This is a genomic window from Streptomyces griseorubiginosus (genome assembly GCF_017614965.1).
Classification (GTDB): domain Bacteria; phylum Actinomycetota; class Actinomycetes; order Streptomycetales; family Streptomycetaceae; genus Streptomyces; species Streptomyces griseorubiginosus_B.
Window position 1 is genome coordinate 1 of record NZ_WVUG01000038.1, and the last position, 26949, is coordinate 26949.

Genomic DNA, 26949 nt, shown 5'->3' on the forward strand with positions numbered 1-26949 from the left:
GACGTGCTCGGTATGACGCTGGGCACCGGGGTCGGAGGGGCGTTGTGGCTGAAAGGCGCCCTGTACGACGGGTCGGGGGGCGCGGCGGGCGAGATCGGTCATGTGCCCGGCTTCGGCGAACTGGCCTGCACCTGCGGGGGCCGGGGCCATCTGGAGACGCTGGCCTCGGGCCGTTCGATCGCCGCCCGGTACCGGGAGCGTACGGGCCGCGGCGGCACGGGCCGCGACGTCGCCGAGGCGGCGGGCCGGGGTGACCCCGACGCGCTCGCGGTGTTCGAGGCGGCGGGCGTCGCGGTGGCCCGGGCGCTGCTGGTCACGGCCGGCCTGCTGGACGTGCCGACCTTCGTGATCGGCGGCGGTGTCAGCCGGTCCTGGTCGCTCCTGGAGCCCGCCGTCCGGCGGGCGTTGAGCGCCGAACCCCCGGTCAGCGGACGCCCGTTGCGGGTGCTGCCGGCCGGTCTGGGCGAGGACGGGGTGGCGGTCGGCGCGGCGGCCCGGGCGCAGGCGGAGCTCGCTGCACAACCGTGTTCGACATGCCGGTCAACGGGCGTCCCCCGCACGCCCTTGGAGCACCCATGAACGTACCCACCAGCAGGACGCGACCTTCCACGTCGGACACTGGACGGCGGCGCGGGTGCCGCCCGTGGAGGGGGCACCCGCGCCGGACCGTGCGAGACGGCTCAGCTCAGGCCGGCCGTCTTCAGCCAGCTCTTGGCGACGTCCAGCGGGTCCTTGTTCTCGAGCTGGACCTGCGAGTCCAGGTCGAGCAGGGTCTTGGTGTCGAGCTTGGCGGAGACCGCGTTCAGCGCGGCGACACCGTCCGAGGACAGACCGCTCTTGTATACGAGCGGCTGGACGTTCTCGAAGCCGAAGAGGTTCTGCGGGTCCTGCAGGACGACGAACTTCTCCTTGGTGATGTTCGGGTCCGTGGTGAAGATGTCAGCGGCCTGCACGGTGTTCTTCTTCAGCGCCGCCAGGGTCAGCGGGCCGCCCGCGTCCAGCGCCTTGAAGCCCTTGAACTCCAGGCCGTACACCGACTTCAGGCCCACCAGGCCCTGCTGCCGGGTCTGGAACTCCGGCGAGGCGCCGATGGTCAGGTCCTTCGCCACGTTCTTGAGGTCCGCGATGCTGGACTCGCTGGTCAGCTTGTACTTGTCCGCGGTGGCCTTGTTGACCGTGACGGAGTCCTTGTCCTGCGCGGAGGCGGGGTCCAGGAGCGTCAGCTTGGAGTCCAGCTTGGCCTCGATCGCGGCCGTGGTGGCCTCGACCGTCTTGGGCGCGGCCTTCGGGTCGAGGTAGGCGAGCAGCGCGCCGTTGTACTCCGGCAGCACGGTGATGGAGCCGTTCTTCAGCAGCCCGTACGTCGTCTCGCGGCTGCCGATGTTCGGCTTGTAGGTGACCTTGACACCCTTGGCCTTCAGGGCCTCGCCGTAGATGTCGGCGATCAGGATGCTCTCGGCGAAGTTGTTGGATCCGACGACGACGGTCTTGCCGTCCGACTTGCCGCCCTGCAGCGGGTCGGAGGAGGAGCTGTCGGAGGAAGAGGAGGAACCACATCCCGCCAGCAGGGCCGTGGTCGCGGCGAGCGCGACGGCCGCCGCGGGGTAGCTCCTGAAGGACCTGGGGCGTGGGGCTTTGGAAGTCACGATTCCCGTTCCGGACTCGGGGGATTGATGAGAAGCAAGCGCTGCAACTGATCCAATCCAGCCTGTTCTCCCTCAGTCAAGAGCAGCCTGGTCACCAATTGGCCTCAATGCGTGATCGGTTGTGAATGCGGTGTGAACAGACTGAAGCGGAAGCGGAGGCGCTTTGTAACGGATTCTTGACGTAGGGCGACGCCCTTGATCATTCAAAGAGACGGTAGTCTCACCGCAGTTGGCGTCGGTCACAGCGGTGTGCGGGGGCCGCTGCGGTGTCATCCGCACCATTCCTCATGATCCAGTCATCGATCAGAATCGGTCAAGGCGCGTCGTCGCGCGCGACCGAGACCGCACGAAGGAGGCCCGGTGTCCACGAAAGAGGTGGACGCGACCGCCCGGCCCGCCCCGCCGTCGCCGAGAGGCGGCATCCGGGGGTTCGCCGACCGGTGGCCGTTCCGGCGCAAGCTCAACCTCCTGGTCGGCGTTCCGCTGGCCGTCGTAGCCGCCCTGCTCTCGTATCTGATCGCCGGCCAGATCGGCCAGGCGGAGGACGCCTCGTCCGCCGCGGACCTGGTGCGCAACAGCGAGCAGGTGGCCACCCTGGTCAACGAGGTGGAGAGCGAGCACCAGCTGGCGATCCTGCTCTCGGTGCGCTACGAGGCCGGCGGCAAGGGCGCCGAGAAGACCCGGACCGCCTACCGCAAGGCGCAGCGAGCGGTGGACGACCAGATCGCCAAGGTGCGGTCGGTCTTCGGCGGGGAGCTGCCGGACAGCGAGGCGCAGGCGCTGAAGGAGGTCGAGGGCCTCACCAGCCTGCGCGGGACGGTCGAGCAGAGCTATCTGCCCGCCAGCAACATCGACCCCGCCTACGACAACGCCGCCAAGTCCCTGATCGACGGTCTCGGTCTGGACCGCAACGCCGAGCTGGCCGCGACCTTCACCGGCAACCTCCTGGACTCCCTGCTGCGCGCCGACGCAGCGCACGGCTCCTTCGAGACCGGCGTGTTCTCGGCGACGACCGGTGACACCAACGCGCTCATCGAGTTCACCACCGCCGTCGGCGCCTACGAGCTCTACGGCAACCAGGCCGACCGCTTCGCCCGGTTCGCCACCGCCGACCAGGCCGACGAGCTCACGGGTGTCGAGCACACCGACGCGATGCGGGAGATCTCCGAGGCGTACGCCGAACTCCAGGTCGCGCCCAGCACCCTGCAGGCCGACACGCCCGCCGAGATCAAGACCGCGTTCCAGGACGCCCTCAGCGACTACCCCGCCTACCCCGAGCAGGCGCAGAGCCGGCTGAAGATCACCACCTCGCTCATCGACCAGATCGCCGACCGCGCCGACCGCGCCTCCAGCGACGCGACGTGGCGGGCCGGACTGCTGCTCGCCATCGGTCTGCTCGGCTTCGCGCTGTGGATCGCCTTCTCGGTGCTGGTGCGCCGCTCGGTGGTGCGGCCGGTGCAGGCCCTCACCGGTGCCGCGCAGGAGGTCGCCGACGTGGCCGGGCGCGAACTGGCCCGGGTCGCCGACGACGACGCCGAGGACGACAGCCCGCCGAAGCTGCGGGAGATGCCGGTCACCGCCGACGACGAGATCGGTGAGCTGGCCGAGGTGTTCAACCGCGTGCAGACCACCTCGATCGCCCTGCTGGAACGCCAGGTGCTCAGCCGGCGCAACGTCGCCGAGATGTTCGGCAACGTGGGCCGCCGCGTCAGCAACCTGACAACCCGTCAGCTCGCGTTGATCGACGCGGTGGAGCGCGGTGAGACCGACCCGGCCCTGCTGGAGCGCCTCTACTCCATCGACCACATCGCCGTCCGGCTGCGCCGCAACGCCGACAGCCTGATGCTGCTCGCCGGCATCCGCGAGACGGTCCTGGACTCCGGACCGACGTCGCTGACCAACGTCGTGCGCGCCGCGCTGGGGCAGATCGAGGGCTTCCAGCGGGTACGGCTGCACGCGCGCACCGAGGTCATGGTCGAGCCGGACATCATCGGCGACCTCACGCTGATGGTGGCCGAACTGCTCGAGAACGCGGTGTCGTTCTCGCCCGCCGGCAGCCCCGTCGAGGTGTACGTGCGGGACACCTCCGGTGAGGAGGCGCCGGGCGGCGCGGCGATCGTCATCGCCGACCACGGCCTCGGCATGAGCGCCGACCGGCTCGCCGAGGAGAACGGCCGGCTGATCCGCCGCGAGCGACTGGACGTCGTACCGACGAAGGTGCTCGGCCTGTTCGTGGTCGGCACCCTGGCGCGGCGCTGGGACGTCGGGGTCAACCTCTCCCGCACCCCGGGCGGCGGTGTGACGGCCGAGGTGACGGTGCCGCCGTCGCTGCTGCTCGCGATGAGCCCGGTGGAGGTCGCCGTCGGCGGTTCGACGGGCCGACGGGGCTCCATCGCCTCGGAGTCGGCAGCCGCGTCCGGTCCCCGGCAGTCGTCCGCCGTCGAGGAGACCACCCGGGTGTCGTCCGACACCGCGCGGGGCGGTCAGCCGGCGCCGCTGCCCCGCCGCGTGCCGCGCCACGAGATCCCCACGGGCACGGACGCCTCCTCGTCCCGGCCGGACGCCGTGACGCCGGCTCCGGCCGACGCCCCCACTCCGGCTGCCGCGCCCACCGGTGAACGCACCCCCTTCATCCCCCCGGCCCGCAGCGAGACACCGCCGCGGTCCGCTGCGAAGGAGGCCACCCGCCCGAGCTGGGCCAGGGACACCGACCCGCGCCCCGAGGACACTTCGCACGCGCACGAGGCGGCCGGCGAACCGCGTTCCGGCTGGACCGACGCCCCGGCGTCCGCCCGCCCCGCCGAGGACGCTCCGGCTTCGCACGACGTGAGCCCCTCGCGTCGTTCCGGTGCCGGCGACTGGGTATCGTCGGGCGAAGCCCCGGGCGGCGAGACGGCGTTGTCCGCCGAGGGCACGAGCGGCGGCACGGGCCCGGCGTTCGCCGGTGACGGCTCACCCCGTCCGCTGCGGCGGCGGGTGCGCGGCGCGACCCTCCGTACGACCGTCGACGCCGCCGCCCAGCAGGCAGCGCGGCAGGTCGCCCGGCCCGCCGACGCGGACGCCGTCCGCGACGCACTCGACGAGTTCGAGGCCGCCGTCGAACGGGCCAACCGCGACAGTGCCGTCGCGGCCAACGGCAACGCCGGCGGTGCGGACGCCACGTCCGGTGCCGCCCGTCGGACCACCGACCCGCACGACCAGAACCACCTCCCGGAAGGAGCCGAGCAGTGAGCACGTCGACAGGTGACACTCCCCCCGCGGGAGCCACCACGCCGGCCGAACTGCAGGCCGCGGCAGCCGATTTCACCTGGCTGTTGAACCGATTCGCGACCGAGACCGCGGGCGTCGTGGACGCCATCGCCGTCTCCTCCGACGGACTGCTCATCGCCGTCTCCGAGCTGCGTGAGCACGCCGACTCGGAGCGGCTGGCCGCGATCGTCTCCGGCATCACGTCCCTGGCCGCCGGTGCTTCCGGCAACTACGGCCTGGGCGCCCTCAACAAGGTCATCATCGACCTCGAGGGCGGCCATGTCCTGGTCTCCGCCATCGGCAGCGGCGCCGTGCTCGGCGTGGTCACCGACAAGGAGGCCAAGCTGGGCAACATCGCCTACGAGATGACGCTGTTCGCCAACCGGGCCGGCAGCGCCCTCAGCCCGCAGCTGGTGCTCCAGCTCAAGAACAGCGTCGGCGCGGCATCCGCGCGCTGACCGGTTGCCGCCCCCGGGACCCGTCCTGAGGGCGCGATCGAGGAGGAAGACACCCCATGGCGGACGGCTCCCCACCGCCGGGCGACCCGGACCCGGTCGGCCCCGCCCCCGCCGTACGGCCGTTCCTGGTCACCGCCGGCCGCGTCGCGCCCACCGCGTCCGGCCGGCCGGTGCCGGTGGAGACCCAGGTGGTGGCCACCGCCGAGGGTCTCGTCGTGCTCGACGAACTCGACTTCGAGCAGCACGACATCGTGGCCGCCTGCCGGCGGCCGCAGTCCGTCGCGGAACTCGCGGCCCGGCTGCGGCTGCACCTGAACGTGGTCCGGGTCCTCGCCGAGGACCTGCGTGCGGCCGGCTACCTGACGGTGCACGTACCCGACTCCGGCGTCACCCACGACGCCTCCGTCCTGCGCAGGGTCATCGAGGCCCTGCGTGCCATCCCCGACTCCCGAGGGGTACTCCGTGACTCGGACTGAACCGGCCGCCCCCGCCGTGGCCGCCCAGGTGGCCGCCGTAGCACCACCGCTGCCGGTCAAGCTGGTGATCGCGGGCGGCTTCGGCGTGGGCAAGACCACCGCCGTGGGCTCGATCTCCGAGATCGAGCCGCTGACCACCGAGGCCGCCATCACGGAGGTCGCGGCGGGCGTGGACGACCTCAGCCACACGCCCCGCAAGACCACCACCACGGTGGCGATGGACTTCGGCTGCATCACCATCGACCCGACGCTGAAGCTGTACCTGTTCGGCACGCCCGGTCAGGAGCGGTTCGGCTTCATGTGGGACGACATCGTCGAGGGCGCGGTGGGCGGGCTGGTCATCGTCGACACCCGCCGTCTGGACGACTGTTACGCCGCCGTGGACTACTTCGAGCACAAGCAGATCCCGTTCGCGGTCGCCGTCAACGCGTTCGACGGGAAGGTCGAGCACACGCTGGAGGAGGTCCGCTGGGCGCTGGACGTCGCCGAGCGGGTGCCGGTGGTGGTGTTCGACGCGCGCGAGCGGGGGTCTGTGCGGGACGCTCTGCTGGTTGTGCTGGAGCAGGCGCTCGCGCGTAGCGGAGGGTGACACGCGGGAGGGGCCCGGGGCGGACGATGCGCCCCGGGCCCCTCCACGGTGCCGGTCAGTTGCCCCGTCGCACTCCGGGCGAGACAGCCAGACGGGCCACCAGCCAGAAGAACCCGAGTGTCACCAGGGCGAGTACGGCCACCAGGGTCGCCCCGCCCACCACCTTCTCGTAGTTGCGTTGGTAGAGGCCGTCGACGATGTAGCGGCCGAGGCCGCCGAGGGAGACATAGGCCGCGATCGTGGCCGTCGAGACGATCTGGATGGCTGCCGAGCGCAGGCCGCTGAGGATCAGGGGGAGCGCGACGGGGAGTTCGACCTGGAAGAGGACCCGTGACTCGGCCATGCCCATGCCGCGGGCCGCGTCCACCGGGGACGGGTCGACGGAGCGCACCGCCTCGTAGGTGGTGACCAGGATCGGCGGTACGGCGAGCACGACCAGCGGGATCATCACCGGGGTGAGCCCGAGGCCCAGCAGGACGAACATCAGCACCAGCAGGCCGAAGCTGGGCAGGGCCCGTCCCGCGGTGGCGACGAACGCGACGGTGTTGCCGCCCCGGCCGGTGTGGCCGGTGAGCAGGCCGGCCGGCAGGCCGATGGCGGCCGCGATGGCGAGGGCGATCAGGGAGTACTGGATGTGCTCGCGCAGCCGGGTGGGGATGCCGTCGTAGCCGTGCCAGTGGGCGCTGTCGCTGAAGAAGTTGTTGATGAAGTGGAGGACGTTCATCGGACGGCGTCCTCCAGGGCGGCCTGCAGGGGTTCGGGTTCGTCGACGGGGCGGGGTTTGCGGTTTCCGCGCGGCATCCAGGGGGTGACGAGGACGCGCACGAGGACCAGCAGGGCGTCCGCGAGGATGGCGAGAACGGCCGTGCCGACCACGGACAGCCAGATCAGCCGGGACTGGTGGTAGATCATGCCGTCGTTGAGCAGGTTGCCGAGCCCGCCCTGGTTGCCGATCAGCATGCCGACGCTGACGAGGGAGATGCTGGAGACGGTCGCCACGCGCAGGCCGGCGATGATGGCGGGCGCGGCGATGGGCAACTGGACCTGGAAGTAGCGTCGTACGGGTCCCAGGCCCATCGCGGTGGCCGCGTCCAGGGTCTCCTGCGGGACCGAGCGGACGCCGTCCACGATGGCCGGGACGAAGACCACGAGGCTGTAGACGCCCAGCGGGATCATCACGGTGGTCTCGGTCTGGCCGGTGTAGTCGATGAGCACGACGAAGAAGGCCAGCGAGGGGATGGCGTAGAGGACGGTCGTCACCCACAGCACCGGCGGGTACAGCCATCTCAGCCGCACACAGAGCTGGGCGACGGGCAGTGCCACCACCAGGCCGACGGCGACCGGGATCAGCGCCTCGCGCAGATGCAGTCCGACCAGGCCCCAGTACGTGTTCTGCAGGTCGCTCGGGATGTCGAAGAGGCCGCCGCTCATCCGGCGACCTTTTCCGTGGTGCCCTCTGCGTGCGCGGCGCGGATGGCCTCGCCGATGGTCTGCTGCGAGACCACGCCGGTGACCCTGCCGTCGGCGCCGACCGCGACGGCCCAGCCGGTCGGCGAGAGCACGGCACCGTCGAGGGCGGCGCGCAGGGACTCCCTGCCGTGCTCGAAGGGGCGTCCGTGGGAGAGGAGTCGGGCCGGGTCGACCGACCCGGCGGTCAGCGCGGCCGGCTCGCTCCAGCCGAGGGGACGGCCGTCGACGTCGGTGACGAGGAGGTAGGGCACGTCCTTGGCGGTGCGGGCGGCGATCTGCTCGGCGGTGGCGTCGACGGCGACGATCGGGGTGGTCAGCAGGTCGAGGCCGGAGGAGGAGAAGAAGGACAGGCGCCGGATGCCCCGGTCGGCGCCGAGGAAGTCCTCGACGAAGGCGTCCGCGGGATCGGTGAGCAGCTCGGCGGGCGGGGCGAACTGGGCGAGATGGCCGCCAGTGCGCATCACGGCGACCATGGTGCCGATCTTCACGGCCTCGTCGATGTCATGGGTGACGAAGACGATGGTCTTGCCCAACTCGTCCTGGATGCGCAGGAGTTCGTCCTGGAGGCCCTTGCGCACCACGGGGTCGACGGCGGAGAAGGGCTCGTCCATCAGCAGGACCGGCGGGTCGGCGGCGAGCGCCCGGGCCACGCCGACGCGCTGCTGCTGGCCGCCGGAGAGCTGGTAGGGGTACCGCTTGGCGAGGGAGCCGTCGAGCCCGACCCGCTCCATCAACTCGCCGGCGCGCGCCCGGGCCCTGGCCTTGTCCCAGCCCAGCAGTCGGGGCACGGTGGCGATGTTGTCGATGATCGTGCGGTGCTGGAAGAGGCCCGCGTTCTGGATGACGTACCCCATCGACCGGCGCAGCGTGTTCACGGGCTGCCGGCTGATGTCCTTGCCGTCGATGGTGATCGTGCCCTCGCTCGGCTCGATCATCCGGTTGATCATGCGCAGCGTCGTCGTCTTGCCGCAGCCCGACGGGCCCACGAAGACCGTGATGGATCGGTCGGGTATCTCCAGGGAGAGGTTGTCGACCGCCACCGTGCCATCGGGGTAGCGCTTGGTGACTGAATCTATCCGTATCAAAACGCCGAACGCCCTTCGGGACTGGATCGTTGGGTGCAGATTCTAGACCGCATGTGTTTCCGAATTCAGTCGGGAACCTGGCGAAAACCGGTATGCACCGAGGCGGTATCACTCTGTGACCGCCCTGTGAGTCCACTGATTCCCACGCCCCCCTCAGCGGCCGCTCAGCGAGCCCACAGCGACCGCCCCGATCGCCATGGCCCGCTGAAACCGCCCTGAAGCCACCCTGAAGCCGGCCCCCGGCACGCTCTGCGGCATGAACCAGACGACGACACCGGCCATCGAGGTGACCGGCCTGAGCAAGGCGTACGGCGACAAGGTCGTCCTCGACGGGATCGATCTCTCCATCCCGCGCGGCACGATCTTCTCGCTGCTCGGCCCGAACGGCGCCGGCAAGACCACCACCGTCCAGATCCTCTCCACCCTGATCCGCGCCGACGCCGGCGAGGCCCGCGTCGCCGGGCACGACGTGCGCGAGGCTGCGCAGTCCGTGCGTGCCGCGATCGGCGTCACCGGCCAGTTCTCCGCGGTCGACCAGCTGATCACCGGCGAGGAGAACCTGGCGCTGATGGCGGACCTGCACCACCTCCCGCGCGCCGAGGGCCGCCGCCTCACCGCGGAACTGCTGGCCCGCTTCGACCTCGTGGAGGCCGCGCGGAAGCCCGCCGCCACCTACTCCGGCGGCATGCGGCGGCGCCTCGACATCGCCATGACGCTGATCGGCTCACCCCGGGTGATCTTCCTCGACGAGCCGACCACGGGGCTCGACCCGCGTTCCCGGCACGCCGTGTGGCGGATCGTGCGCGAGCTCGTCGACGGCGGGGTCACCGTCTTCCTCACCACGCAGTACCTGGAGGAGGCCGACCAACTCGCCGACCGCGTCGCGGTGCTGAACGGCGGCCGGATCGTCGCCGAGGGCACGCCCGACGAACTCAAGCGTCTCGTCCCCGGCGGCCATGTCCGCCTCCGGTTCCTCGACCCGGCCGAACTCGACCGCGCCGCCCGGGTGTTGGACCTGGGTCTGCGCGACGAGGAGGCGCTCACCCTCCAGGTGCCGGGCGACGGCGGCGTGCACACCCTGCGCGCCCTGCTGGACGTCCTCGACGCGCACGGCGTCGCCGTGGACTCCCTCACCGTCCACACCCCCGATCTCGACGACGTCTTCTTCGCGGTCACCGGCCGCCCCGAGCACGAGAAGGTGCAGAGCCGATGAGCAGCGCCGTCCAGCCCGCCACCCCGCACCTGCGCGACTGCCTCACCATGCTGCGGCGCAACCTGCTGCACGCCCGCCGCTACCCCTCCATGACGCTCCAGGTCGCGCTCATCCCCGTCTTCCTGCTGCTGTTGTTCGTGTACGTCTTCGGCTCCGCGCTCGGCGCCGGAATCGGCCAGGGCGGCGACCGCCCCGCCTATCTCGCCTATCTCGTCCCCGGCATCCTGCTGATGACGGCGGGCACCGGGTCGGTGCCGACGGCGGTCGCCGTGTGCACGGACATGGCCGAGGGCATCGTCGCCCGCTTCCGCACCATGGCGATCTCCCGGGCGTCGATCCTGGTGGGCCATGTGGTCGGCAGCGTCCTCCAGACGGTCGTCAACCTGACCCTGGTCACGGCGGTCGCCCTGGCCATCGGGTTCCGGCCCGACGCGGGCCCCGTCGAGTGGCTGGCGGCCTGCGGTCTGCTCGTCCTCTTCGTTCTCGCGCTGACCTGGCTCTCGGTCGCCCTGGGGCTGATCAGCAGGACACCCGAGGGCGCCAGCAACGCCCCGCTGCCGATCTCGTTCCTGCTGCCCTTCGTCAGCAGCACCTTCGTGCCGGTCGGCTCGATGCCGTCCTGGATCCGCTGGTTCGCCGAGTACCAGCCCTTCACCACGGTCATCGAGACCGTGCGCGGCCTGCTGACGGGCACACCGATCGGACACAACGGCTGGATGGCCGTGGCGTGGAGCATCGCGATCGCGGTCCTCGGCCTCGTGTGGTCCCTCCGCCTCTTCGACCGCGACCCCCGCTGAACCTCCCTCCGCAGAAAGGCAGTTGCCATGAACGCCGTGTCCCTCACCCCCGAACTCGTCGAGAACCCCGTCGGCGCCTACGCCGGCCTGCGCTCCCGGCCCGGCCTCGGCCATGTCGTCCTGCCGGGCCTGAGCACCCCCGTCCGCCTGGTCACCCGGCACGAGGACGTGAAGGCCGCGCTCACCGAACCGCGCCTGGTCCGGGACCGGTCGACGGTCTCCGGCTCCGACATGCCCGACCCCCAGGCCGAGTTGCTGGCCCAGGGCGCCGACGGTCTCCCGCCCGAGTACGCCCGGTACCTCTCCGGCCACCTCGCCCTCTTCGACGGCGACGAGCACAGCAGACGGCGCGGCCCCCTCACCCGGGCCTTCACCGCCCGCCGGGTGGCCGCCCTGCGCCCCTTCGTGGAAAGGACGGCACGGGAGCTGGCCGACACCCTCGCGTGGCGCGAACAGGCCGATCTGCTGGGCGAGTTCGCCTATCCGCTGAGCACGGCGGTGATCTGCGCGCTGGTCGGTGTCGACGCGGGCGACCAGGACAGGGTCTGCGGCTGGATCCGGGACTTCGCGTACGGCGACGGCAGCCGGGTCCTCGAAGGGCTCGGCGCGCTCGTGGAGTACACCAAGGAGCTGGTCGCCCGGCGCCGGGCCGAGCCCGCCGGCGATCTGGTGTCGGCGCTGCTCGCCGACGGCGGTATGAGCGACGACGAGATCGTCACCGTCTTCTTCCTGCTGATCAACACCGGCATCACCCCGCCCGCCCTGTTCCTGGCGCACGCGATGCTCGCCCTGCTGGACCGCCCCGACCAGCTGGAGCGGCTGCGTACCGACCCGGAGCTGCTGACCCGGGCGGTGCCCGAACTCCTGCGCCACGTCACGCTGGTGCGCATGGGCGCCACGCTCTACGCCACGGAGGACTTCGAGTTCGCCGGGACCCTCCTGAGGACGGGCGAGGCGGTGACGGTCGCGCTGTTCGCCGCCGACCACGACCCGGCCGCCTACGACTCCCCCGAACACCTCGACGTGACCAGGGAGTTCGGCCGGGGCGACGGTCATCTCGCCTTCGGGCACGGCCCGCACTACTGCATCGGCGCGGCCCTCGGCCGGCTGGTGACGGGCGTCGTCCTCGACGAGCTGGTGGTACGGCGGCCCAACGCCCCGAAGCTCGCCGTGGACCGGGCCGAACTCGCCTTCGGGCACTGGCCCGGCGACGGCTTCCACCTGCTGGCGCTGCCGGTCAGTCTGTGACGCGCTGCCGCACCAGGCCGAGCGCGGCCTCGCTCAGCCCGTCGTCGTCCAGGGCGGCGTACCGGGACACCGCGTCCTCGTACGCCGCCCTGTCGGCGTTCCGGGCGTCCTCGCGGGCCCGGGCCAGGGACATGGTGGGCTGGAAGTTGCGCAGGTAGCGCAGCCGCTCGGCGAGCGCGATCAGCCGTACGCCGCCCGTGTCCCCCCGCGCCAGGTCGGCCGTGCCGAGGGCGAGCAGCAGGGCGCCGCACAGCGGGAAACAAGCGGGCCGGGCGGCCGGGGAGCGGGCCAGCAGACGCGTGACGCGGCCGGGGAACGCGGCGAGGACACGGTCGACGAGGTCAATGCGGCCGTGACGGGCGTGGGCGGTCACGGCTACCGCCTGGAGCTCCGGTCCCCAGGCTTCCATCACCGGTTCCCCGCCGGGTGGCGGGTCGGCGGCGCGCGTCAGCCGGTCCAGGGCCCGGCGCCACAGGCCGAGTCCCGTCTCGATGTCGCCGCGCGCGAGCGCCATCTCGGCGCGGGCTCCCAGGTCGGGGGTGAAGGGGTCGGACACGGCGCCCTCGGGCTGGTGCCGCAGCGCCTGCTCCAGCCAGTGCTCCGCCTCGTCGATGTCCCCGGCCTGCAGGTTGGCGAGCATGATCCCCCAGCGCAGTCCGATCGTGTCGGTCCACTCGCCGTACTCCTCCAGGGCTTCGAGGGCGGCCTTCATCGGGCCGATCGCCTCCGCGCCGCGTTCCGTCTGCAGGCACAGTTCGGCGAACCGGGCCCGCGGCCAGATCCTGAGCAGCGGGATGTCCTGGCCGGCGACCGCGTCGAGCATGCGGCGGGCGGCCGTGAGGGCCCGCTCGGGGTCCCGGTCGTGCTCGCCGACGTAGCTGGCGGCGCCGTTGGCGATGGCCGCGAGCAGGGGCAGGTCGCTGTCGCACAGCGCGTCGAGGATGCGGCTGCCGCCGGGCGCGAGCACTTCGGGGAGGGCGCTCAGCACGGCGGCCACGGCCCGGATGACGGTGTCCGGCGGGGCGGGCGGCAGGCGGCGCAGCGTGACGAGGACCCGCCCGGCGCCGGGGCCGAGGCCCAGCAGGGAGTTGGCGGCCAGCAGGGCGGCCGCGGTGCGCGCGGGTTCCACGTATCCGGGGGCGGGCCGGTAGTGGGAGAGCAGCGGTGCGGTGTCCTCGGTGAGGGCGAGGAGGCGGGCGTGGTTGGCGCCGGCCTCGGTGGACCACAGGCTGCCCAGGACGGCCGTGACCGCGACGACGGTGTCCTGGTCGGCGAGGTCGAGCGCGTGCCGCAGGGCGTGGACGAGGTTGTCCTGCTCGGCGCGGACGAGCCGCCAGGCATCGAACGGCTCGGCCCCGAAGGGCGCGTCGTGGTGGGCGGCGCCGAACTCCCGCGCCCAGTCGAGGAACCGCTCCGTGACGGCCGCGTCCTCCCCGGCCGCCTCCCGGTGGGCGGCGGTGAACTCCCGTACCGTCTCCAGCATCCGGAAGCGGGTGCCGGTCGCGGTGTCGGTCACCTTGAGCAGGGACTGGTCGACAAGGTCCTCCAGGGTCTCCAACACGTCCGGATCGCCAACGAGTTGCTCCGCCGCCCCGGCGGTGAAGCCGTCCGGGAAGACGGACAGGGCCCGCAGCGCGGACCGCCCCCGCTCGTCGAGGAGGTTCCAGCTCCAGTCGACGACGGCGTGCAGGGTGCGGTGGCGTTCCGGCGCGTCCCGGCGCCCGCCCCGCAGCAGCGCGAACCGGTCCTGCAGCCGACTGTGGATCTCGGCGACCGACATCACCCGCACCCGTGCGGCGGCCAGTTCGGCGGCGAGCGGCAGTCCGTCGAGGCGGCGGCAGAGGGCGGCGACGGTGTCGGCCGGCAGGTCGGCGTCGGGGCGGGCGGCGCGGGCCCGCTGACCGAACAGCTCGACGGTGGTGGCGAGATCGAGTTCGGGCAGGGGGTGGACCGTCTCGGAGGACAGGCCGAGCGGAGCGCGGCTGGTGGTGAGGACGCGCAGGTCCCGGGTCCGCGACACCAGGGCCTGGACGAGGTCGGCGACGCCCTGGACGACCTGCTCGCAGTTGTCCAGGACCAGCAGCGCCGGCCCGGAACCGAGGGTGCCCAGAATCCCGGTGACCGCGTCACCTCCCCCACCGGGCCGCGGGCTCTCGCCGGCGCCCAGCGCGGAGGCGACCTCGGCGGCCACGTCGGCGTCCCGGCGGACACCGGCGAGCGGCACCAGGTGCACCACCCGCTGTTCGGCGTCCCGGGCGACGGCGGCCGCGAGGCGGGTCTTGCCGAGACCGCCGGCGCCGACGACGGAGACGACGCGGGCGCCGTGCAGCAGGCGGGTCACGGCGGCTACGTCGGCGTCCCTGCCGAGCAGCGGGTTGGGTTCGTGCGGTACCCCGCGCCGGACGGCCGGGGCCTCGCCGCGCAGCAGCTCCTGGTGCAGTTCCTGCAGGGCGGGCCCGGGATCGGTGCCGAGTTCGTCGCGCAGCCGGCGCCGGTGGGTGTCGTACGTGGCGAGAGCGGCGGCCGGTCCCGCGGTGGCGGTGCGGCAGCGCATCAGCTCCAGCAGGAGTTCCTCGTCGTGCGGCCGCGCGGCGGCCAGGTCGGTGAGCGGGCCGACGGCCTCCTCGCGGCGGCCGGTGCGGGCGAGGGCGAGGGCACGGCAGCGGGCGAGCGCGCGGTGGGTGCCGGCGCGCTCGGCGCGCAGCTCGGCGACCGGGTCACCGAGAGCGGGTTCCGCGACGGCCGGGGCGCCGTCCCACAGCGCGAGCCCCTCCTCCGCCTCCGCCAGGGCGCCCGCGTGGTCCCCGGCGCGGCTCTTCTCGGCGGCCGCGGCGGCGAACAGCCGGACGGCGGCGGTGTCCACCTGGTCCTCTCGCAGGGCGAGCCGGTAGCCGGTGGGGGTACTGGCGATGACGTCGGCGCCGAGCTGACGGCGGGCCCGCGACACGAGGATCTGCAGGGCCTTGGCCGGGTTCTCCGGCCGCTCCTGCGGCCACAGTCCCTCGACCAGCCGGGCCGTGCCGCACCCCGCCCTGAGCTCCCCGGCCAGCAGCGCGAGCAGCCCCCGCAGCCGGGGCGCGGTGATCTCCCGGCCCCGGTGGGCGACGGCGGACAGGAGCGTCAACTCGATGGTCACCGGGCCAGGTTAGTCAGCCCGGTGCATCATGCCGCCCGGGACCGCGCGGCCACCGGGAACCCCTCCGTCCGCAGCACCTGTCCCGCCGTGTCCACGGCGAACACCTCGCACCCGGGCTGCGCGGCGGCCCACGCGACGCCCTCGGCGCCCAGCGCGAAGGCGGCCGTGGCCACGGAGTCCGCCACGGTCAGCGAGGCGGCGACCACCGTCATGCTGAGCAGTCCGGTCGCCGGACGCCCGGTGCGGCCGTCGACGATGTGGTCGCCGCGCTCGTAGCGGGCGGAGGTGGCCACCGCGCCGTCGGTCAGCTCCAGCACCGCGCACAGCCGGTCGGCCTGTTCGGGGTGTCGTACGCCCACCCGCCAGGGCCCGCCGGAGGCGACCACGTCACCGCCGGCGTTCAGCACGAACCGTCTCGCACCGGCCGTCCGCAACAGCTGCGCGGCCCGCTGCACCGACCAGCCCTTCACCACCGCGCACGGGTCGAACCCCCGCCCCGGCAGCCGCGCGTCGAACGCGCCGCCCGTGGCGACCCGGTAGTGCTCGCACAGGTCGAGCACCTCGGCCAGGTCGGCGCTGGGTGATTCCCCCTCCAGCTCGTCCCGGCCGTACCGGGACACCTCGCTGTCCGCCCTGAAGGGGCTGAACCGGGCGTCGACCTCGCGCAGCCAGGCGAACACCGCGTCCGCGGCCTCCTCCCACGCGCCCTCGTCGTCCACCCGCAGCGAGACGGGGAACCCCATGACGTGTTCGACGCGGCGCACGTCAGGCGCCCTTGGCGTCGATCGCGGCCTGGAGGGACTGCTTGTACCCCTCGCTCGTGACGGTCGCCCCGGACACCGCGTCGATGTCCGCGCTCTGCGCCTTGAGCGTCTCCGCGATCAGCTTCGGTACGGCGGCCGTGGTCTGGGGGTGGTTCGGCTGCTGGAGCATCGACACGGCGGTGATCCGGTCGCCCTCGAAGGTGACCTGCACCTGCACGGGCCCCTTGTCCGTGTTCACGGTCGTCCCCTTGACGACCTTCCCGGAGGCCGAGGACGAACCCGAACCGGAACTGGAGGCCGAGGCCGAGGCCGAGGAGGACGGTGTCACCGCGGCCTCGGCGGTGGTGGACGTCGTACCCCCGGCCGATGGCTCGTAGCGCCAGACCGGGACCAGGCCCGCGATGCTGAGGACGACGACGGGTATGGCTCGCTTCACGTTCTCTTCCTCATCCCGCCAGGCTGAAGCGTTCGAAGTGGATCTGCCGCTTGGGCACGCCCAGCTCGCCCAGGCTGCCCAGGACCGCCTTCATCATCGGCGGCGGCCCGCACAGGAAGACGTCCCGCTCGGCGATGTCGGGCACCAGCCGGGCCAGTTCGCGCGGGGCCAGTTTGTCGGGGACGGGCGGGCCGGTGACCAGGTGCAGTTCGGCGCCCTTGGCGACGGCGAGGTCGCGCAGTTCGTCGTAGAGCACGGCGTCCCGTTCGCCGGCGACGCGGTAGACGACGATGGCGTGGCCCTCGATGTCCTCCAGGAGGGCCCGGATCGGGGTCACGCCGACACCGCCCGCGATCAGCAGGGACTGGGGCCTGGTGCGGTGCAGGGCGGTGAAGGCGCCGTAGGGGCCCTCGGCGAAGACGCGGGTGCCGACCTTCACATGGCGCAGGGCGGCGCTGCCCGCACCGGCCGCCTTCACCGTCAGGCGCAGGGTGCGGCCGTCGGGCGCGGCGGAGAGGGAGAAGGGGTTGGCCTGCCACCAGCGGTCGGCGGTCAGGAACCGCCACAGGAAGAACTGGCCGGCCCGGGCGGGCAGCTTGTCCAGGTCCTTGCCGGTGACGTGGACCGAGACGACGTTGTCGGACTCGGGGACGACCGCGGAGACCCGGAATCGGTGGCGGGTGTTGCGCCACAGCGGCAGCACGAGCCGGCCCAGGACCAGGGCGCCGAGGGCCACGGCCCACACCGCGTACCAGTACGTCTTCGCGGCGGACGAGGAGGTGAACGTCGTACCGACCGCGACCTGGTGGGTGAAGGCGAGCACCACGGCGACGTAGGTGTAGAGGTGGATGAAGTGCCAGGTCTCGTAGGCGAGCCGGCGGCGGGCGTAGCGGGCCGAGACGGCGCCGACCACGAGGATCAGGCCGAGGGCGACGATCGCGCGCAGCACGCCCTCGGTGGTCTCGGCGAGGTCCACGAGTTCGGTGACGGGGCCGACGCCCGCCCCGTCGGCGTACCCGAAGCTGATGAAGACGGCGTGTGCGAGCAGGGTCCACAGCAGGGCGAAGCCGGTCCAGCGGTGCCAGGAGGTCAGCCGGTCCATGCCGATGCGCCGGTCGAGCCAGGGCAGCCGGGCCACCAGCACCAGCTGGAAGGCCATGACCAGGGCGCCGTACAGACCGGCGAGGCGGCCGATGACGATGAGCGCGTTGGAGGCGAAGCCCGCCTGGGCGAAGAAGTAGGCGACCACGGCCGCGTTCGCGGCGAGCACGGCGAACAGGCCCGTGCGGGCCACCACCCTGGGGCGTGTCGCCGTGGGGGGCGCAGGGGGTGATTGGACGGTCGTCACGGTGACGGCAGCTCCTTGATCGGGTCCTGGGTGACCGAGCTTGGCCGGTGGGAGCTGTCGAGAAGCTGTCGGACAACTTTCAAGTACTTATCGATGTGCTCGCTGTGTGCCGGACCACACGGTCCGCCCGGCCGGGTGCCGCACTATGAGCGGGTGGAAAAAGTACGCCTCCTCGTCGTGGACGACGACCCGCCCATCGCCGATCTCGTCGCGACCGTCGCCCGCTACGAGGGCTGGGACGCCGTCACCGCGAACACCGGCGAGGAGGCGGTCGCGCTGGCCGGCGAGTTCCGCCCGGACATCGTGGTGCTCGACCTGATGCTGCCGGACGTGGACGGCTTCGGTGTGCTCGACCGGCTGCGGCGCTCGGGCACGATGGTGCCGGTGGTGTTCCTGACCGCGCGGGACGGGGTGGCCGACCGGGTGGCGGGGCTGACCCGGGGCGGCGACGACTACCTGATCAAGCCGTTCGCGGTGGAGGAGCTGATGGCGCGGCTGCGCACGGTGCTGCGGCGCAGTGCCGGGCCCGCCTTCCAGCGCTCCGTGCTGCGGGTGGCGGACCTCACGATGGACGAGGACACCCGCGAGGTGCGGCGCGGCGACAGGCTGCTCACGCTCACCCCCACCGAGTACGAGGTACTGCGCTTCCTGATGCGCAAGTCGCCGACCGTGATGACCAAGGCGCAGATCCTCGACCATGTGTGGGAGTACGGCTTCGGGGGCCGCTCGAACGTCGTCGAGCTGGTGGTCAGCCGGCTGCGCCGCAAGCTGGACGACACCGGCGCACCGCTGATCCACACCGTGCGCGGCTTCGGTTACGTCGTCCGGCAGGCGGCCGAGTGATACGGCGGCTGCGCCGGGCGTACCGCGGGATGCGGCTCGGGACCCGGCTGGCGCTGGGTCTTGGCGCGCTGGCGCTGGTGGTGTTCGCGGTCGTCGGCACGGCCCTGACGACCTACATGCGGGACTATCTCTCCGCCCAGCTCGACGACCAGCTGGGTCTCGCCCAGGTCGCCCAGTCCAAGAGCATCGCGGAGAACGGCACGCTGCAGGGCAAGAAGTACTACCGCTGGTACTACGCGGTGTACGACGTCTCCGGCGGCACCGCCGTGCTGCGCAGGCCGGAGGAGCCCGGCGACCTGCCCGCGGACATCGCCCCCCTCACCTCCCTGGCCCGGGCCCAGGCGGGCGGGAGGACGGAGATGCTGCGCACCGCGCGGATCTCCGGCGAGGGCGAGTACCGGCTGCGGGCGTGCGAGGTGGAGCCCGGTGTGGTGCTGGTCAGCGGGGCGCCGATGGACGACATCGACGCCACCGTACGGCGGCTGATCACCGTGCAGGTGGTCGCCTTCGGGCTGGCGCTGGCGGCGCTGGTGGTGTTCGGCCGCAGGATGCTCAGACGCGGTCTGAACCCGCTCAGCGACATGGCGCACACCGCGCACGGCATCGCCTCGCACGATCTGACCGAGTCCGCGGCCCGGCTGCCGCTGCGCGCCGGCGAGCGGGGCGGCGCGCCCGAGGTGGAGGAGCTGCGCACGGCCTTCAACACGATGCTGGAGCACATCGACCGCTCCCTCGCGGTACGCGCGGAGGCGGAGCAGCGGCTGCGCCGGTTCGTGGCCGACGCCTCGCACGAGCTGCGTACGCCCCTGATGTCCGTGCGGGGTTACGCGGACCTCTTCCAGTACGCGGCCGCCAACGCCCCCGAGGAACGCGACAGGCACCTGGCCCGGCTGCGTGCCGAGGCCGCCCGCATGGGCGTGCTCCTCGACGACCTGCTGCTGCTCGCCCGGCTGGACGCGGCGGAGGTGGACGCGCCGCTGCGGGTGCAGGACGCGGACCTGGTGGAGCTGGTCGGGGAGGCGGCCGCCGCCTTCCGGGCGAGTCACCCGGAGCGCCCGCTGACCGTGCTGCCGGGTCCGGCCGCGCTGCGGCTGCGCCTGGACCCGCACCGCGTCCGGCAGGTCCTGGACAACCTGCTGACCAACGCGGCCGTGCACACGCCGGCCGGCACCAAGGTGTCGGTGGCGGTCGCGCTGGAGCAGGAGACGGCGGTCGTCCGGGTCGAGGACGCGGGTCCCGGCATCCCGGCCGCCGACCGGGAACGGATCTTCGACCGCTTCTACCGCGTCGACAAGGCCCGCAGCCGCGACCGGGGCGGCAGCGGTCTGGGACTGTCCGTGGCGAGCGCCCTGGTGCGCGCCCACGGGGGCACGATCGAGCTGAGCAGCGAGCCCGGCTCGACCGTCTTCACGGTGCGGCTGCCGCCGCGAGGTCTTACGGACCGGTGACATGACGTGCGCGGCCCGCCGGTTCGGGCCGCTCCCGGCCCTAGCGTGGCGGCATGCGCGTACTGGTCACCGGCGGTGCCGGATTCATCGGGTCCCATGTCGTCAGCGCTCTGCGGGTCCACGGGCACGAGACGGTCGTGTACGACGTCCGCTCCGAGCCTCCGTCGGACGTGCGCGACCCCTACGCCGTCGGCCGGGCGCTGGCCGGAGTGGACGCCGTGTGCCACCAGGCGGCGATGGTCGGACTCGGCACGGGTTTCGCGGACGCGGCGGAGTACGTCTCCCGCAACGACCTGGGTACGGCCGTCCTGCTCACCGCGATGGCCGAGGCGGGCGTGCGGCGGCTGGTGCTGGCCGGGTCCATGGTGGTCTACGGCGAGGGGCGGTACGTCTGCGAGCGGCACGGCGTCGTACGCCCCGGTCCGCGTGCCGTCGCCGACCTGGACGCGGGCCGCTACGAGCCGCCGTGTCCGGAGTGCGGCGACGACCTCGTCCCCGGGCTGGTCGGCGAGGACGCCCCGGTCGACCCGCGCAACGTGTACGCCACGACCAAGCTCGCCCAGGAACACCTCGCGGCCGCCTGGGCGCGTGCCACGGGCGGCTCGGCCGTGTCGCTGCGCTACCACAACGTGTACGGACCGGGCATGCCCCGCGACACCCCGTACGCCGGGGTCGCCTCCTTCTTCCGCTCGGCCCTGGCCCGCGGCGAGTCCCCGCGCGTCTTCGAGGACGGGCGCCAGCGCCGTGACTTCGTGCACGTACGTGACGTCGCGGAGGCCAACGTGGCGGCGCTGCGGGCGGATGCGCGCCCGGGTGCGCTGACGGCGTACAACACCGGCAGCGGCGAACCGCACACCGTAGGCGAGATGGCACGGGAGCTGGCGGCGGCCTACGGCGGTCCCGAGCCGGTCGTCGCGGGCGGGTACCGCCTCGGCGACGTACGGCACATCACCGCGGACTCGACGCGCATCCGCGCCGAACTGGGCTGGAAGCCCGAGGTGGGCTTCGCGGAGGGGATGCGGGAGTTCGCGGGGGCCGGGATGCGGGAGGCATAGGGTCCGGCCCCTCCACGACCGGTGGTGCTGTCCGCCTTTCAGGAAGCGGCGGCGGGCAGCACCACCTCGAAGCGGCAGCCGCCCGGGACGTTGCGCACGGTCGCCGTGCCCCGGTGCGCCTCCACGATTCCCCGGACGATGGCGAGGCCGAGTCCCGCTCCGGCGGGGGGAGTCCGGGCGTGCGTGCCGCGCCAGCCGGTGTCGAAGACGCGGGGCAGGTCCTCCTCGGGGATGCCGCCGCAGCCGTCGGTGACGGACAGCACGACCCCCTCGGGCGAGCGCTCGGCGGCCACGGCGACCGTGCCGTCGGCCGGGGTCCGGCGGATGGCGTTGACCAGCAGGTTGCCCAGTACCCGGCTCATCTCCTTGCCGTCGACCTCCACCGGCACCGGCTCGACCCCGTCACCGACGAGCCGTACGCCGTGCTCGCGCGCCAGCGGGTCGGCGCCCGCGAGCGCGTCGCCGACGAGGTCGTAGAGGGAGATACGGCTCGGGCTCAGCGCCAGCGCGCCCGCGTGGATGCGGGAGAGTTCGAAGAGGTCGCCGACCATGTCGTTGAGGCGCTCGACCTCGGTGCGGATCTGCTTGAGATAGCGGTCGGGATCGGCGGCGACACCGTCCTCGAGGGCCTCGGACATGGCGCGCAGGCCGGCGAGCGGGGTGCGCAGGTCGTGGGAGATCCAGGCGACCAGTTCGCGGCGCGAGGACTCAAGGGCCCGCTCGCGCTCCCGGGACTCGGCGAGTTTGGCGCTGGTGATCTCCAACTCGCGGCTGAGCTCGGCGAGTTCGGCGGTGGCGGGACCGGCGGGAGAGGTGAAGTCGCCGCCGTCGCCGAAGGACCGGGCGGCGAGGGTGAGGGCACGGCTGCGGGCGGCGACCCAGCGGCCGAGGAGCAGGGCGGTGGCCAGGGAGACCACGGCGGCCATCGCGACGACGGTCGTGACCACCTTCAGGTCGTGCCCGGACAGGAACATGGCCTGCGCGACCGCGAGCGTGCCCGCGAACATGGCGGTGACGCCGACGGCCGCGACGACACCGAGGTGCAGGGCGAGCGATCGGCGCCGGATCAGCAGCAGCACACCGGCGCCGAGCAGACCGGCGACGGCGGCGCCGAGGAAGGCGAACAGGGCGATGAGCAGGTTGGCGCGCACGGTCAGGCCCCCTGGTCCGAGGCGTCGAAGCGGTAGCCGACGCCCCACACGGTCTGGATCAGCCGGGGCCGGGCCGGATCGTCCTCGACCTTGCCGCGCAGCCGCCGCACATGGACGGTGACGGTCGACAGGTCGCCGAAGTCCCAGCCCCACACCTCGCGCATCAGGTCCTCCCGGCTGAAGACCCGGCCGGGATGGCGCAGGAAGAACGCGAGCAGGTCGAACTCGCGGATGGTGAGGGCGAGTTCGGTGCCGCCCTTGAGGGCGCGACGGGCCCCGGGGTCCACCGAGAGCCCGCCCGCGCGCAGCAGACCGGCCGGCTGGGCGGGCCGGGTGCGGCGCAGGACCGACTCGACGCGCAGGACGAGTTCGCGGGGGCTGAAGGGCTTGGTGACGTAGTCGTCGGCGCCGACCTCCAGGCCGAGGATGCGGTCGTCCTCGTCGCCGCGCGCGGTGAGCATGATGACCGGCACGGGCCCGTACCCGCGCATCCGCCGGCACACCTCGAGCCCGTCCATGCCGGGCAGCATCAGGTCGAGGACCACGAGGTCCGGCCAGTGCGCGGCGGCCCGCGCGAGCGCGTCCGGGCCGTCGCCGGCCCGGTCGACGACGTATCCGGCCCGGTCGAGATACCCGGTGACGACCTCGGCCACGGTGGGATCGTCGTCCACGACGAGCACCCGGGCCCCGGCCCGTCCATCCTGCTGCTGCTCCATGGAGCCAGCCTCGCACCCCGCGCGCGCGAGCGGGCCCGTCGGCTTCCGACGTCCGTGTTTCGTAAGGAGCCGCCGCCCGTTTCGCCGGTTTTACGTCCGTAGGGTGAGACGGGTGACGACCCCTTCCGACGAAAGAGAACAGCTCGCGGCGTCCGTGGACGTCGTCCTGCCCTGTCTCGACGAGGCCGAGGCCCTGCCGTGGGTGCTGCGCCGCATCCCGCCCGGCTGGCGCGCGCTCGTCGTGGACAACGGATCGAGCGACGGCTCGGCCGACCTCGCCCGGTCCCTCGGCGCGACCGTCGTGTCCGAGCGGCGGCGCGGTTTCGGCGCCGCCTGCCACGCGGGACTGCTGGCGGCCACCGCCGACCTCGTCTGCTTCTGCGACTGCGACGCCTCCCTCGACCCGGCCGACCTGGTGCCCTTCACCCGGCGCATCATCACCGGCGAGGCGGACCTGGTGCTCGGCCGCCGCCGCCCGCAGACCCGGGGCGCCTGGCCACCGCACGCCCGCGCCGGCAACCTCGCCCTCGCCCGCCTCCTGCGCCGCCGCACCGGCCTGCGCCTGCGCGACCTCGGCCCGCTGCGCGCCGCCCGCCGCGAGCCGCTGCTCGCCCTTGACCTCTCCGACCGGCGCAGCGGCTACCCGCTCCAGATGGTCGTCCGCGCCGCCGACGCGGGCTGGCGGATCGCCGAGTACGACGTCCCGTACCGCCCCCGTACGGGCGTCTCGAAGGTCACGGGGACCTGGCGCGGCACCTGGCAGGCGGTACGGGACATGAGCCGCGTCCTGGCCGAGAAGGAGGCCGGCGCGTGACCACCCTGCTCGTCATCGCCAAGGAACCCCGCCCCGGCAGGGTCAAGACCCGCCTGACTCCGCCGTTCACCCCGCGGCAGGCCGCCGCGCTGGCCGAGGCGTCCCTGGCGGACACCCTGCACACGGTCGCCCGCACCCCGGCCCACCGCCGCGTCCTGGCCCTGGAGGGCGAACCGGGGCCCTGGCTGCCGCCCGGCTTCGAGGTCGTACGGCAGTGCGCGGGCACCCTCGACGAACGCCTGGCCGCCGCCTTCGCCCACTGCACGGGCCCGACCCTCCTCATCGGCATGGACACCCCCCAGGTGACTCCGCCCCTCCTGACCCTCGACTGGGCCGGTTGCGACGCGTACTTCGGCCCCGCGGAGGACGGCGGCTTCTGGGCGCTGGGACTGGCGGTTCCGGATCCCCGGCTGCTCCGGGGCGTCCCCATGTCGACTCCCCACACGGGCGCGGCCCAGAGGGCAAGACTGACGGGCCTGCACGTCCGGGACCTACCGCCCCTGCGGGACGTGGACACGGCGCAGGACGCGAGGTTGGTCGCCGAGGAGGCCCCGAACAGCCGGTTCGCTGAAAAGCTACGGCAACTGAACGCGCCGCCCCTCAGTGGCGCGGGGCTGTATCAATGTGCGGCTCCGCCGCGGGGCGCGATCAACCACGACGAACCCGCGGCCACATGACCACAGCACCCACAACTCTCGACACCCACCCCTGGTCCACCGACCCCTACACCCACGCCCTGCACACCGGCCAGGGCCCCCTCTTCCTGCGCCGCCCCGACGGCTGGCTCCTCCCCCTGGACGTGGAACGCTGGTGCGCCGAAGCCGACGCCGCCGACCTGGACGTACTGCGCCACTGCGAGGGCACGGTCCTGGACGTCGGCTGCGGTCCCGGCCGCCTCGTCGCGGCCCTGGCCACCCGCGGCCACCCCGCCCTCGGCATCGACGTGAGCGCCGAGGCCGTCCGCCGCACCAGAACCCTCGGCGGCCGGGCCCTGCACCGCAGCGTCTTCGACGAGCTCCCCGCCGAGGGCCGCTGGGGCACGGCCCTGCTGATCGACGGCAACATCGGCATCGGCGGCGACCCGCGCGTCCTGCTCGACAGGATGAGCCAACTCCTCACTCCAGCAGGTCTGTTGATCGTCGAGACGGTCCCGGACCCGGACGTCGACGAACGCGTCCTCGTGCACGTCACCGACGCCCGGGGAGCCGCCGGCACCCCCTTCCCCTGGGCCCGGCTCGGCACGACCGCCCTGCTGCGGCACGCACCGCGCTGGCGGGCCGTCGCTCAGTGGACGACCGGCGGCCGCTCCTTCGTCGCCCTGCGCAGCCCGCGCGCCCGGCGTGACCGGCGCGGCGGACGCACTCGGCGCAGCACGAACAGCAGCGCGGAGCCGCCGAAGAGCGCGGCGGTCACCAGCAGCCAGCGGGCGAGGTAGCCGTCGGCGGACAGCCCGGTGGCGGCGGTGTAGCGCGCCGCCACCTGTCCGCCGATCAGCGGGAACCACACGAGCAGGAGCAGCAGGGAGAGCGCGGCCGGCACCCGGACGTACATGACCCGTTCCCGGCCCGCCACCCCGGTCAGCGCCCGGTCCGCCGCCGCGTAAAGCGGCAGCAGCACCAGGTCGTGCAGGAGGGCCGCGCCCGCCACCCACAGCGCGATCCCGAACCAGTCCCCGTCGAACAGGCGCAGCCCCGCGTAGGCGGCGAGCGCGAACGTGCAGGTGAGCAGCAGGAGTTGCAGCGGGCTGCCGATGACGATCCGCGGGCGCATCACAGGTCTCCGAAGGTCAGCCGGGCCACCCACTTGGTGTTGAGCACACCGGGTGCCGCGGGCACGATGATCCGCGCGGGGTGGCCGTGGTCGGGGGTCAGGTCCTCGCCGTTCACGAACAGGGCGAGCAGGGAACGCGGGTCGGCGACCTGGTTGGCCCGCAGGGCGGCCCGCCGGAAGGAGCCGTGCCGTTGCAGCGACTCCACGAACACGTCGGGCGGATCGCCGTCGTACCCGACGAGTGCCGCGAGATCCCGCAGCCGTACGCCCCGCCACCACTGGTCGGAGGTGGACCAGCCCTCCACGCAGGCGATGGGCAACGCGGCACTGTGCAGGGGGAGTCGGAGGAGTTCGGCACGGCTCAGGCGGACGGTGCCCGTGCGTCCCGTGACCACCAGCCGCCACGCCTCCTCGCCCGTCTCGGCCGGGTGGATGCCGGCGTACGCGGCGGTCTTGTTGATCTGGAAGCCGCCGGGGCCGGTGCCGGGATCGCGGCGGCCGTGGGGGGCGAAGAGCGCGGTCCAGCGCAGTCCGTCGAAGTCCTGCCCGACGGTCGTGGCCAAGAGCAGCAGCGAGCCGCCCCCGACCAGCCCCAGCGCGCCCCTGCGGGTGACGGTCGGCGCGTCGGGCGCCGGAGACGTCAACTCGCTCCGCTCCTCCTTCAGTCGACGCAGGTTGCGCAAGGCGGCCGGTGTCTTGAGCACGGCGTGTGCGGCGAACGCGGCGAAGAAGATCCAGGCGCCGTAGAAGTGCAGGGGGTAGAAGGAGCCGGGGAAGAGGTAGTCGAGCTGGACGTTGAGCACGCCGGTGACGAACTCGAACAGGCCGCCCCCGACGAGCAGGAGCAGCGAGATCCGCTCCAGCGCGTGGGCCACGGAACGGGCCGGCGGCAGCGTGAAGAGCTTCGGCACGACCGACCACAGCTTGGCCAGGAGTACGGGGATCAGGGTGATGCCGAGCGTGACGTGGACGCCCTGGGTGAGGCGGTACAGCCAGTGCGGGTCGGTCGGCCAGGCGAAGAGGTAGAAGCCGAGGAGGCCCTTGCCGGGTGTCTTGTCGTTCACCGGCGACAGGTCCGGGTTGTAGGCGGCGTACGACAGCAGTCCCGTCACGAACAGCACCGTGATGCCGCCGAGCAGGACGAGGCCCAGCACCGAGGTGAGCCAGGGGCCGCGCAGGGGGCTGCGCCAGAAGGCGGGTGAGAAGGGTGACCGTGCCATGTCCCGACCGTAGGTCC

25 protein-coding genes and 1 pseudogene are annotated in these 26949 nt (G+C 72.9%); 14 read left to right on the plus strand and 12 right to left on the minus strand.

Annotation, left to right across the window (positions count from 1 at the left end; all coding sequences use genetic code 11):
* A partial coding sequence (locus GRC12_RS10420; RefSeq protein WP_208778914.1) for an ROK family protein occupies positions 1–579 on the plus strand: 579 nt, incomplete at its 5' end.
* Between the two features lie 101 nt (positions 580–680).
* Here the strand turns inward: GRC12_RS10420 and GRC12_RS10425 are convergent.
* Positions 681–1646 (minus strand): ABC transporter substrate-binding protein, encoded by a 966-nt coding sequence (locus GRC12_RS10425; RefSeq protein ID WP_208778915.1) that lies wholly within the window; start codon positions 1644–1646, stop codon positions 681–683.
* Between the two features lie 360 nt (positions 1647–2006).
* Here GRC12_RS10425 and GRC12_RS10430 point away from each other — a divergent pair, with 360 nt between their 5' ends.
* Genes GRC12_RS10430 through GRC12_RS10445 form a run of 4 tightly spaced genes read left to right on the plus strand, consistent with a single transcriptional unit; the run spans position 2007 to position 6418 of the window.
* Positions 2007–4877 carry an ATP-binding protein gene (locus GRC12_RS10430; RefSeq protein WP_208778916.1) on the plus strand — a complete coding sequence of 957 codons (2871 nt, stop codon included), beginning with the start codon at positions 2007–2009 and terminating at the stop codon, positions 4875–4877.
* Complete coding sequence (locus GRC12_RS10435) at positions 4874–5353, plus strand: roadblock/LC7 domain-containing protein (protein WP_133041590.1); 480 nt, start codon at positions 4874–4876, stop codon at positions 5351–5353. Before GRC12_RS10430 ends, GRC12_RS10435 begins: the two co-directional genes overlap by 4 nt.
* Before the next feature lie 56 nt (positions 5354–5409).
* A complete protein-coding gene (locus GRC12_RS10440; RefSeq protein ID WP_208778917.1) occupies positions 5410–5829 on the plus strand; it encodes a DUF742 domain-containing protein in 420 nt (139 codons plus the stop codon).
* Positions 5816–6418 carry a GTP-binding protein gene (locus tag GRC12_RS10445; protein WP_208778918.1) on the plus strand — a complete coding sequence of 201 codons (603 nt, stop codon included), beginning with the start codon at positions 5816–5818 and terminating at the stop codon, positions 6416–6418. The genes GRC12_RS10440 and GRC12_RS10445 overlap by 14 nt, the downstream gene beginning before the upstream one ends.
* Before the next feature lie 55 nt (positions 6419–6473).
* Here GRC12_RS10445 and GRC12_RS10450 read toward each other — a convergent pair whose 3' ends face one another.
* From GRC12_RS10450 to GRC12_RS10460, 3 genes are read right to left on the minus strand one after another with little or no spacing between them, the layout of a single operon-like run.
* Complete coding sequence (locus GRC12_RS10450; RefSeq protein ID WP_208778919.1) at positions 6474–7142, minus strand: ABC transporter permease; 669 nt, start codon at positions 7140–7142, stop codon at positions 6474–6476.
* On the minus strand, positions 7139–7849 hold the full coding sequence (locus tag GRC12_RS10455; protein WP_208778920.1) for an ABC transporter permease: 711 nt from the start codon (positions 7847–7849) through the stop codon (positions 7139–7141). Before GRC12_RS10455 ends, GRC12_RS10450 begins: the two co-directional genes overlap by 4 nt.
* Positions 7846–8973, minus strand: coding sequence for an ABC transporter ATP-binding protein (locus GRC12_RS10460; protein ID WP_208778921.1), 1128 nt, complete (start codon positions 8971–8973; stop codon positions 7846–7848). Before GRC12_RS10460 ends, GRC12_RS10455 begins: the two co-directional genes overlap by 4 nt.
* A 256-nt stretch (positions 8974–9229) precedes the next feature.
* Here GRC12_RS10460 and GRC12_RS10465 point away from each other — a divergent pair, with 256 nt between their 5' ends.
* Genes GRC12_RS10465 through GRC12_RS10475 form a run of 3 tightly spaced genes read left to right on the plus strand, consistent with a single transcriptional unit; the run spans position 9230 to position 12231 of the window.
* Positions 9230–10186 carry an ATP-binding cassette domain-containing protein gene (locus GRC12_RS10465; protein ID WP_208778922.1) on the plus strand — a complete coding sequence of 319 codons (957 nt, stop codon included), beginning with the start codon at positions 9230–9232 and terminating at the stop codon, positions 10184–10186.
* Positions 10183–10983 carry an ABC transporter permease gene (locus GRC12_RS10470; RefSeq protein ID WP_208778923.1) on the plus strand — a complete coding sequence of 267 codons (801 nt, stop codon included), beginning with the start codon at positions 10183–10185 and terminating at the stop codon, positions 10981–10983. The genes GRC12_RS10465 and GRC12_RS10470 overlap by 4 nt, the downstream gene beginning before the upstream one ends.
* A gap of 27 nt (positions 10984–11010) precedes the next feature.
* The gene (locus GRC12_RS10475; RefSeq protein WP_208778924.1) at positions 11011–12231 is read left to right on the plus strand and encodes a cytochrome P450; all 1221 of its coding nucleotides are present in this window, start codon (positions 11011–11013) and stop codon (positions 12229–12231) included.
* On the opposite strand, the gene GRC12_RS10480 is transcribed toward GRC12_RS10475, so the two are convergent.
* From GRC12_RS10480 to GRC12_RS10495, 4 genes are read right to left on the minus strand one after another with little or no spacing between them, the layout of a single operon-like run.
* Positions 12221–15367, minus strand: a complete 3147-nt coding sequence (locus GRC12_RS10480; protein WP_208778925.1) for an ATP-binding protein — start codon at positions 15365–15367, stop codon at positions 12221–12223. The two genes, GRC12_RS10475 and GRC12_RS10480, sit on opposite strands and share 11 nt — an antisense overlap.
* Positions 15368–15393: 26 nt before the next feature.
* Positions 15394–16110, minus strand: a complete 717-nt coding sequence (locus tag GRC12_RS10485; RefSeq protein ID WP_208778944.1) for an FAD:protein FMN transferase — start codon at positions 16108–16110, stop codon at positions 15394–15396.
* Positions 16111–16132: 22 nt separating this feature from the next.
* Positions 16133–16567: an FMN-binding protein gene (locus GRC12_RS10490; protein ID WP_208778926.1), complete on the minus strand. Its 435-nt coding sequence runs from the start codon at positions 16565–16567 to the stop codon at positions 16133–16135.
* A 10-nt stretch (positions 16568–16577) separates the two neighbouring features.
* On the minus strand, positions 16578–17915 hold the full coding sequence (locus tag GRC12_RS10495; RefSeq protein WP_208778927.1) for a ferredoxin reductase family protein: 1338 nt from the start codon (positions 17913–17915) through the stop codon (positions 16578–16580).
* 153 nt (positions 17916–18068) lie between these two features.
* Here GRC12_RS10495 and GRC12_RS10500 point away from each other — a divergent pair, with 153 nt between their 5' ends.
* The 3 genes from GRC12_RS10500 to GRC12_RS10510 are packed head-to-tail and all read left to right on the plus strand — an operon-like array spanning position 18069 to position 21261.
* Complete coding sequence (locus GRC12_RS10500) at positions 18069–18758, plus strand: response regulator transcription factor (RefSeq protein ID WP_208778928.1); 690 nt, start codon at positions 18069–18071, stop codon at positions 18756–18758.
* A complete protein-coding gene (locus GRC12_RS10505) occupies positions 18755–20206 on the plus strand; it encodes a sensor histidine kinase (protein ID WP_208778929.1) in 1452 nt (483 codons plus the stop codon). Before GRC12_RS10500 ends, GRC12_RS10505 begins: the two co-directional genes overlap by 4 nt.
* A 53-nt stretch (positions 20207–20259) precedes the next feature.
* Positions 20260–21261: an NAD-dependent epimerase/dehydratase family protein gene (locus tag GRC12_RS10510; protein ID WP_208778930.1), complete on the plus strand. Its 1002-nt coding sequence runs from the start codon at positions 20260–20262 to the stop codon at positions 21259–21261.
* A 38-nt stretch (positions 21262–21299) separates the two neighbouring features.
* Here the strand turns inward: GRC12_RS10510 and GRC12_RS10515 are convergent, their stop codons facing one another.
* Together GRC12_RS10515 and GRC12_RS10520 are read right to left on the minus strand one after the other, a co-directional pair.
* Positions 21300–22412, minus strand: a complete 1113-nt coding sequence (locus tag GRC12_RS10515; RefSeq protein WP_133041576.1) for a sensor histidine kinase — start codon at positions 22410–22412, stop codon at positions 21300–21302.
* A gap of 2 nt (positions 22413–22414) precedes the next feature.
* Positions 22415–23128, minus strand: coding sequence for a response regulator transcription factor (locus GRC12_RS10520; RefSeq protein WP_208778931.1), 714 nt, complete (start codon positions 23126–23128; stop codon positions 22415–22417).
* 103 nt (positions 23129–23231) lie between these two features.
* Here GRC12_RS10520 and GRC12_RS10525 point away from each other — a divergent pair, with 103 nt between their 5' ends.
* From GRC12_RS10525 to GRC12_RS45460, 3 genes and pseudogenes are all read left to right on the plus strand, one after another.
* Positions 23232–23942: a glycosyltransferase family 2 protein gene (locus tag GRC12_RS10525; protein ID WP_308286522.1), complete on the plus strand. Its 711-nt coding sequence runs from the start codon at positions 23232–23234 to the stop codon at positions 23940–23942.
* Complete coding sequence (locus tag GRC12_RS10530) at positions 23939–24619, plus strand: TIGR04282 family arsenosugar biosynthesis glycosyltransferase (protein ID WP_208778933.1); 681 nt, start codon at positions 23939–23941, stop codon at positions 24617–24619. The genes GRC12_RS10525 and GRC12_RS10530 overlap by 4 nt, the downstream gene beginning before the upstream one ends.
* Positions 24616–25056: pseudogene (locus GRC12_RS45460) on the plus strand (class I SAM-dependent methyltransferase); the annotation flags it as partial. The gene GRC12_RS10530 and the pseudogene GRC12_RS45460, both read left to right, overlap by 4 nt.
* A gap of 170 nt (positions 25057–25226) precedes the next feature.
* Here GRC12_RS45460 and GRC12_RS10540 read toward each other — a convergent pair.
* Together GRC12_RS10540 and GRC12_RS10545 are read right to left on the minus strand one after the other, a co-directional pair.
* A complete protein-coding gene (locus tag GRC12_RS10540) occupies positions 25227–25712 on the minus strand; it encodes a hypothetical protein (RefSeq protein ID WP_244372583.1) in 486 nt (161 codons plus the stop codon).
* Complete coding sequence (locus GRC12_RS10545) at positions 25712–26932, minus strand: molybdopterin-dependent oxidoreductase (protein WP_208778935.1); 1221 nt, start codon at positions 26930–26932, stop codon at positions 25712–25714. The genes GRC12_RS10540 and GRC12_RS10545 overlap by 1 nt, the downstream gene beginning before the upstream one ends.
* Between the last annotated feature and the right edge of the window lie 17 nt (positions 26933–26949).

Bases quoted from the DNA above. Each gene is read 5' to 3' on its own strand.
- GRC12_RS10440 (WP_208778917.1), top strand. From the start codon at position 5,410: ATGGCGGACGGCTCCCCACCGCCGGGCGACCCGGACCCGGTCGGCCCC.
- GRC12_RS10450 (WP_208778919.1), bottom strand. From the start codon at position 7,142: ATGAACGTCCTCCACTTCATCAACAACTTCTTCAGCGACAGCGCCCAC.
- GRC12_RS10455 (WP_208778920.1), bottom strand. From the start codon at position 7,849: ATGAGCGGCGGCCTCTTCGACATCCCGAGCGACCTGCAGAACACGTAC.
- GRC12_RS10465 (WP_208778922.1), top strand. From the start codon at position 9,230: ATGAACCAGACGACGACACCGGCCATCGAGGTGACCGGCCTGAGCAAG.
- GRC12_RS10470 (WP_208778923.1), top strand. From the start codon at position 10,183: ATGAGCAGCGCCGTCCAGCCCGCCACCCCGCACCTGCGCGACTGCCTC.
- GRC12_RS10475 (WP_208778924.1), top strand. From the start codon at position 11,011: ATGAACGCCGTGTCCCTCACCCCCGAACTCGTCGAGAACCCCGTCGGC.
- GRC12_RS10485 (WP_208778944.1), bottom strand. From the start codon at position 16,110: ATGGGGTTCCCCGTCTCGCTGCGGGTGGACGACGAGGGCGCGTGGGAG.
- GRC12_RS10510 (WP_208778930.1), top strand. From the start codon at position 20,260: ATGCGCGTACTGGTCACCGGCGGTGCCGGATTCATCGGGTCCCATGTC.
- GRC12_RS10520 (WP_208778931.1), bottom strand. From the start codon at position 23,128: ATGGAGCAGCAGCAGGATGGACGGGCCGGGGCCCGGGTGCTCGTCGTG.
- GRC12_RS10540 (WP_244372583.1), bottom strand. From the start codon at position 25,712: ATGCGCCCGCGGATCGTCATCGGCAGCCCGCTGCAACTCCTGCTGCTC.
- GRC12_RS10545 (WP_208778935.1), bottom strand. From the start codon at position 26,932: ATGGCACGGTCACCCTTCTCACCCGCCTTCTGGCGCAGCCCCCTGCGC.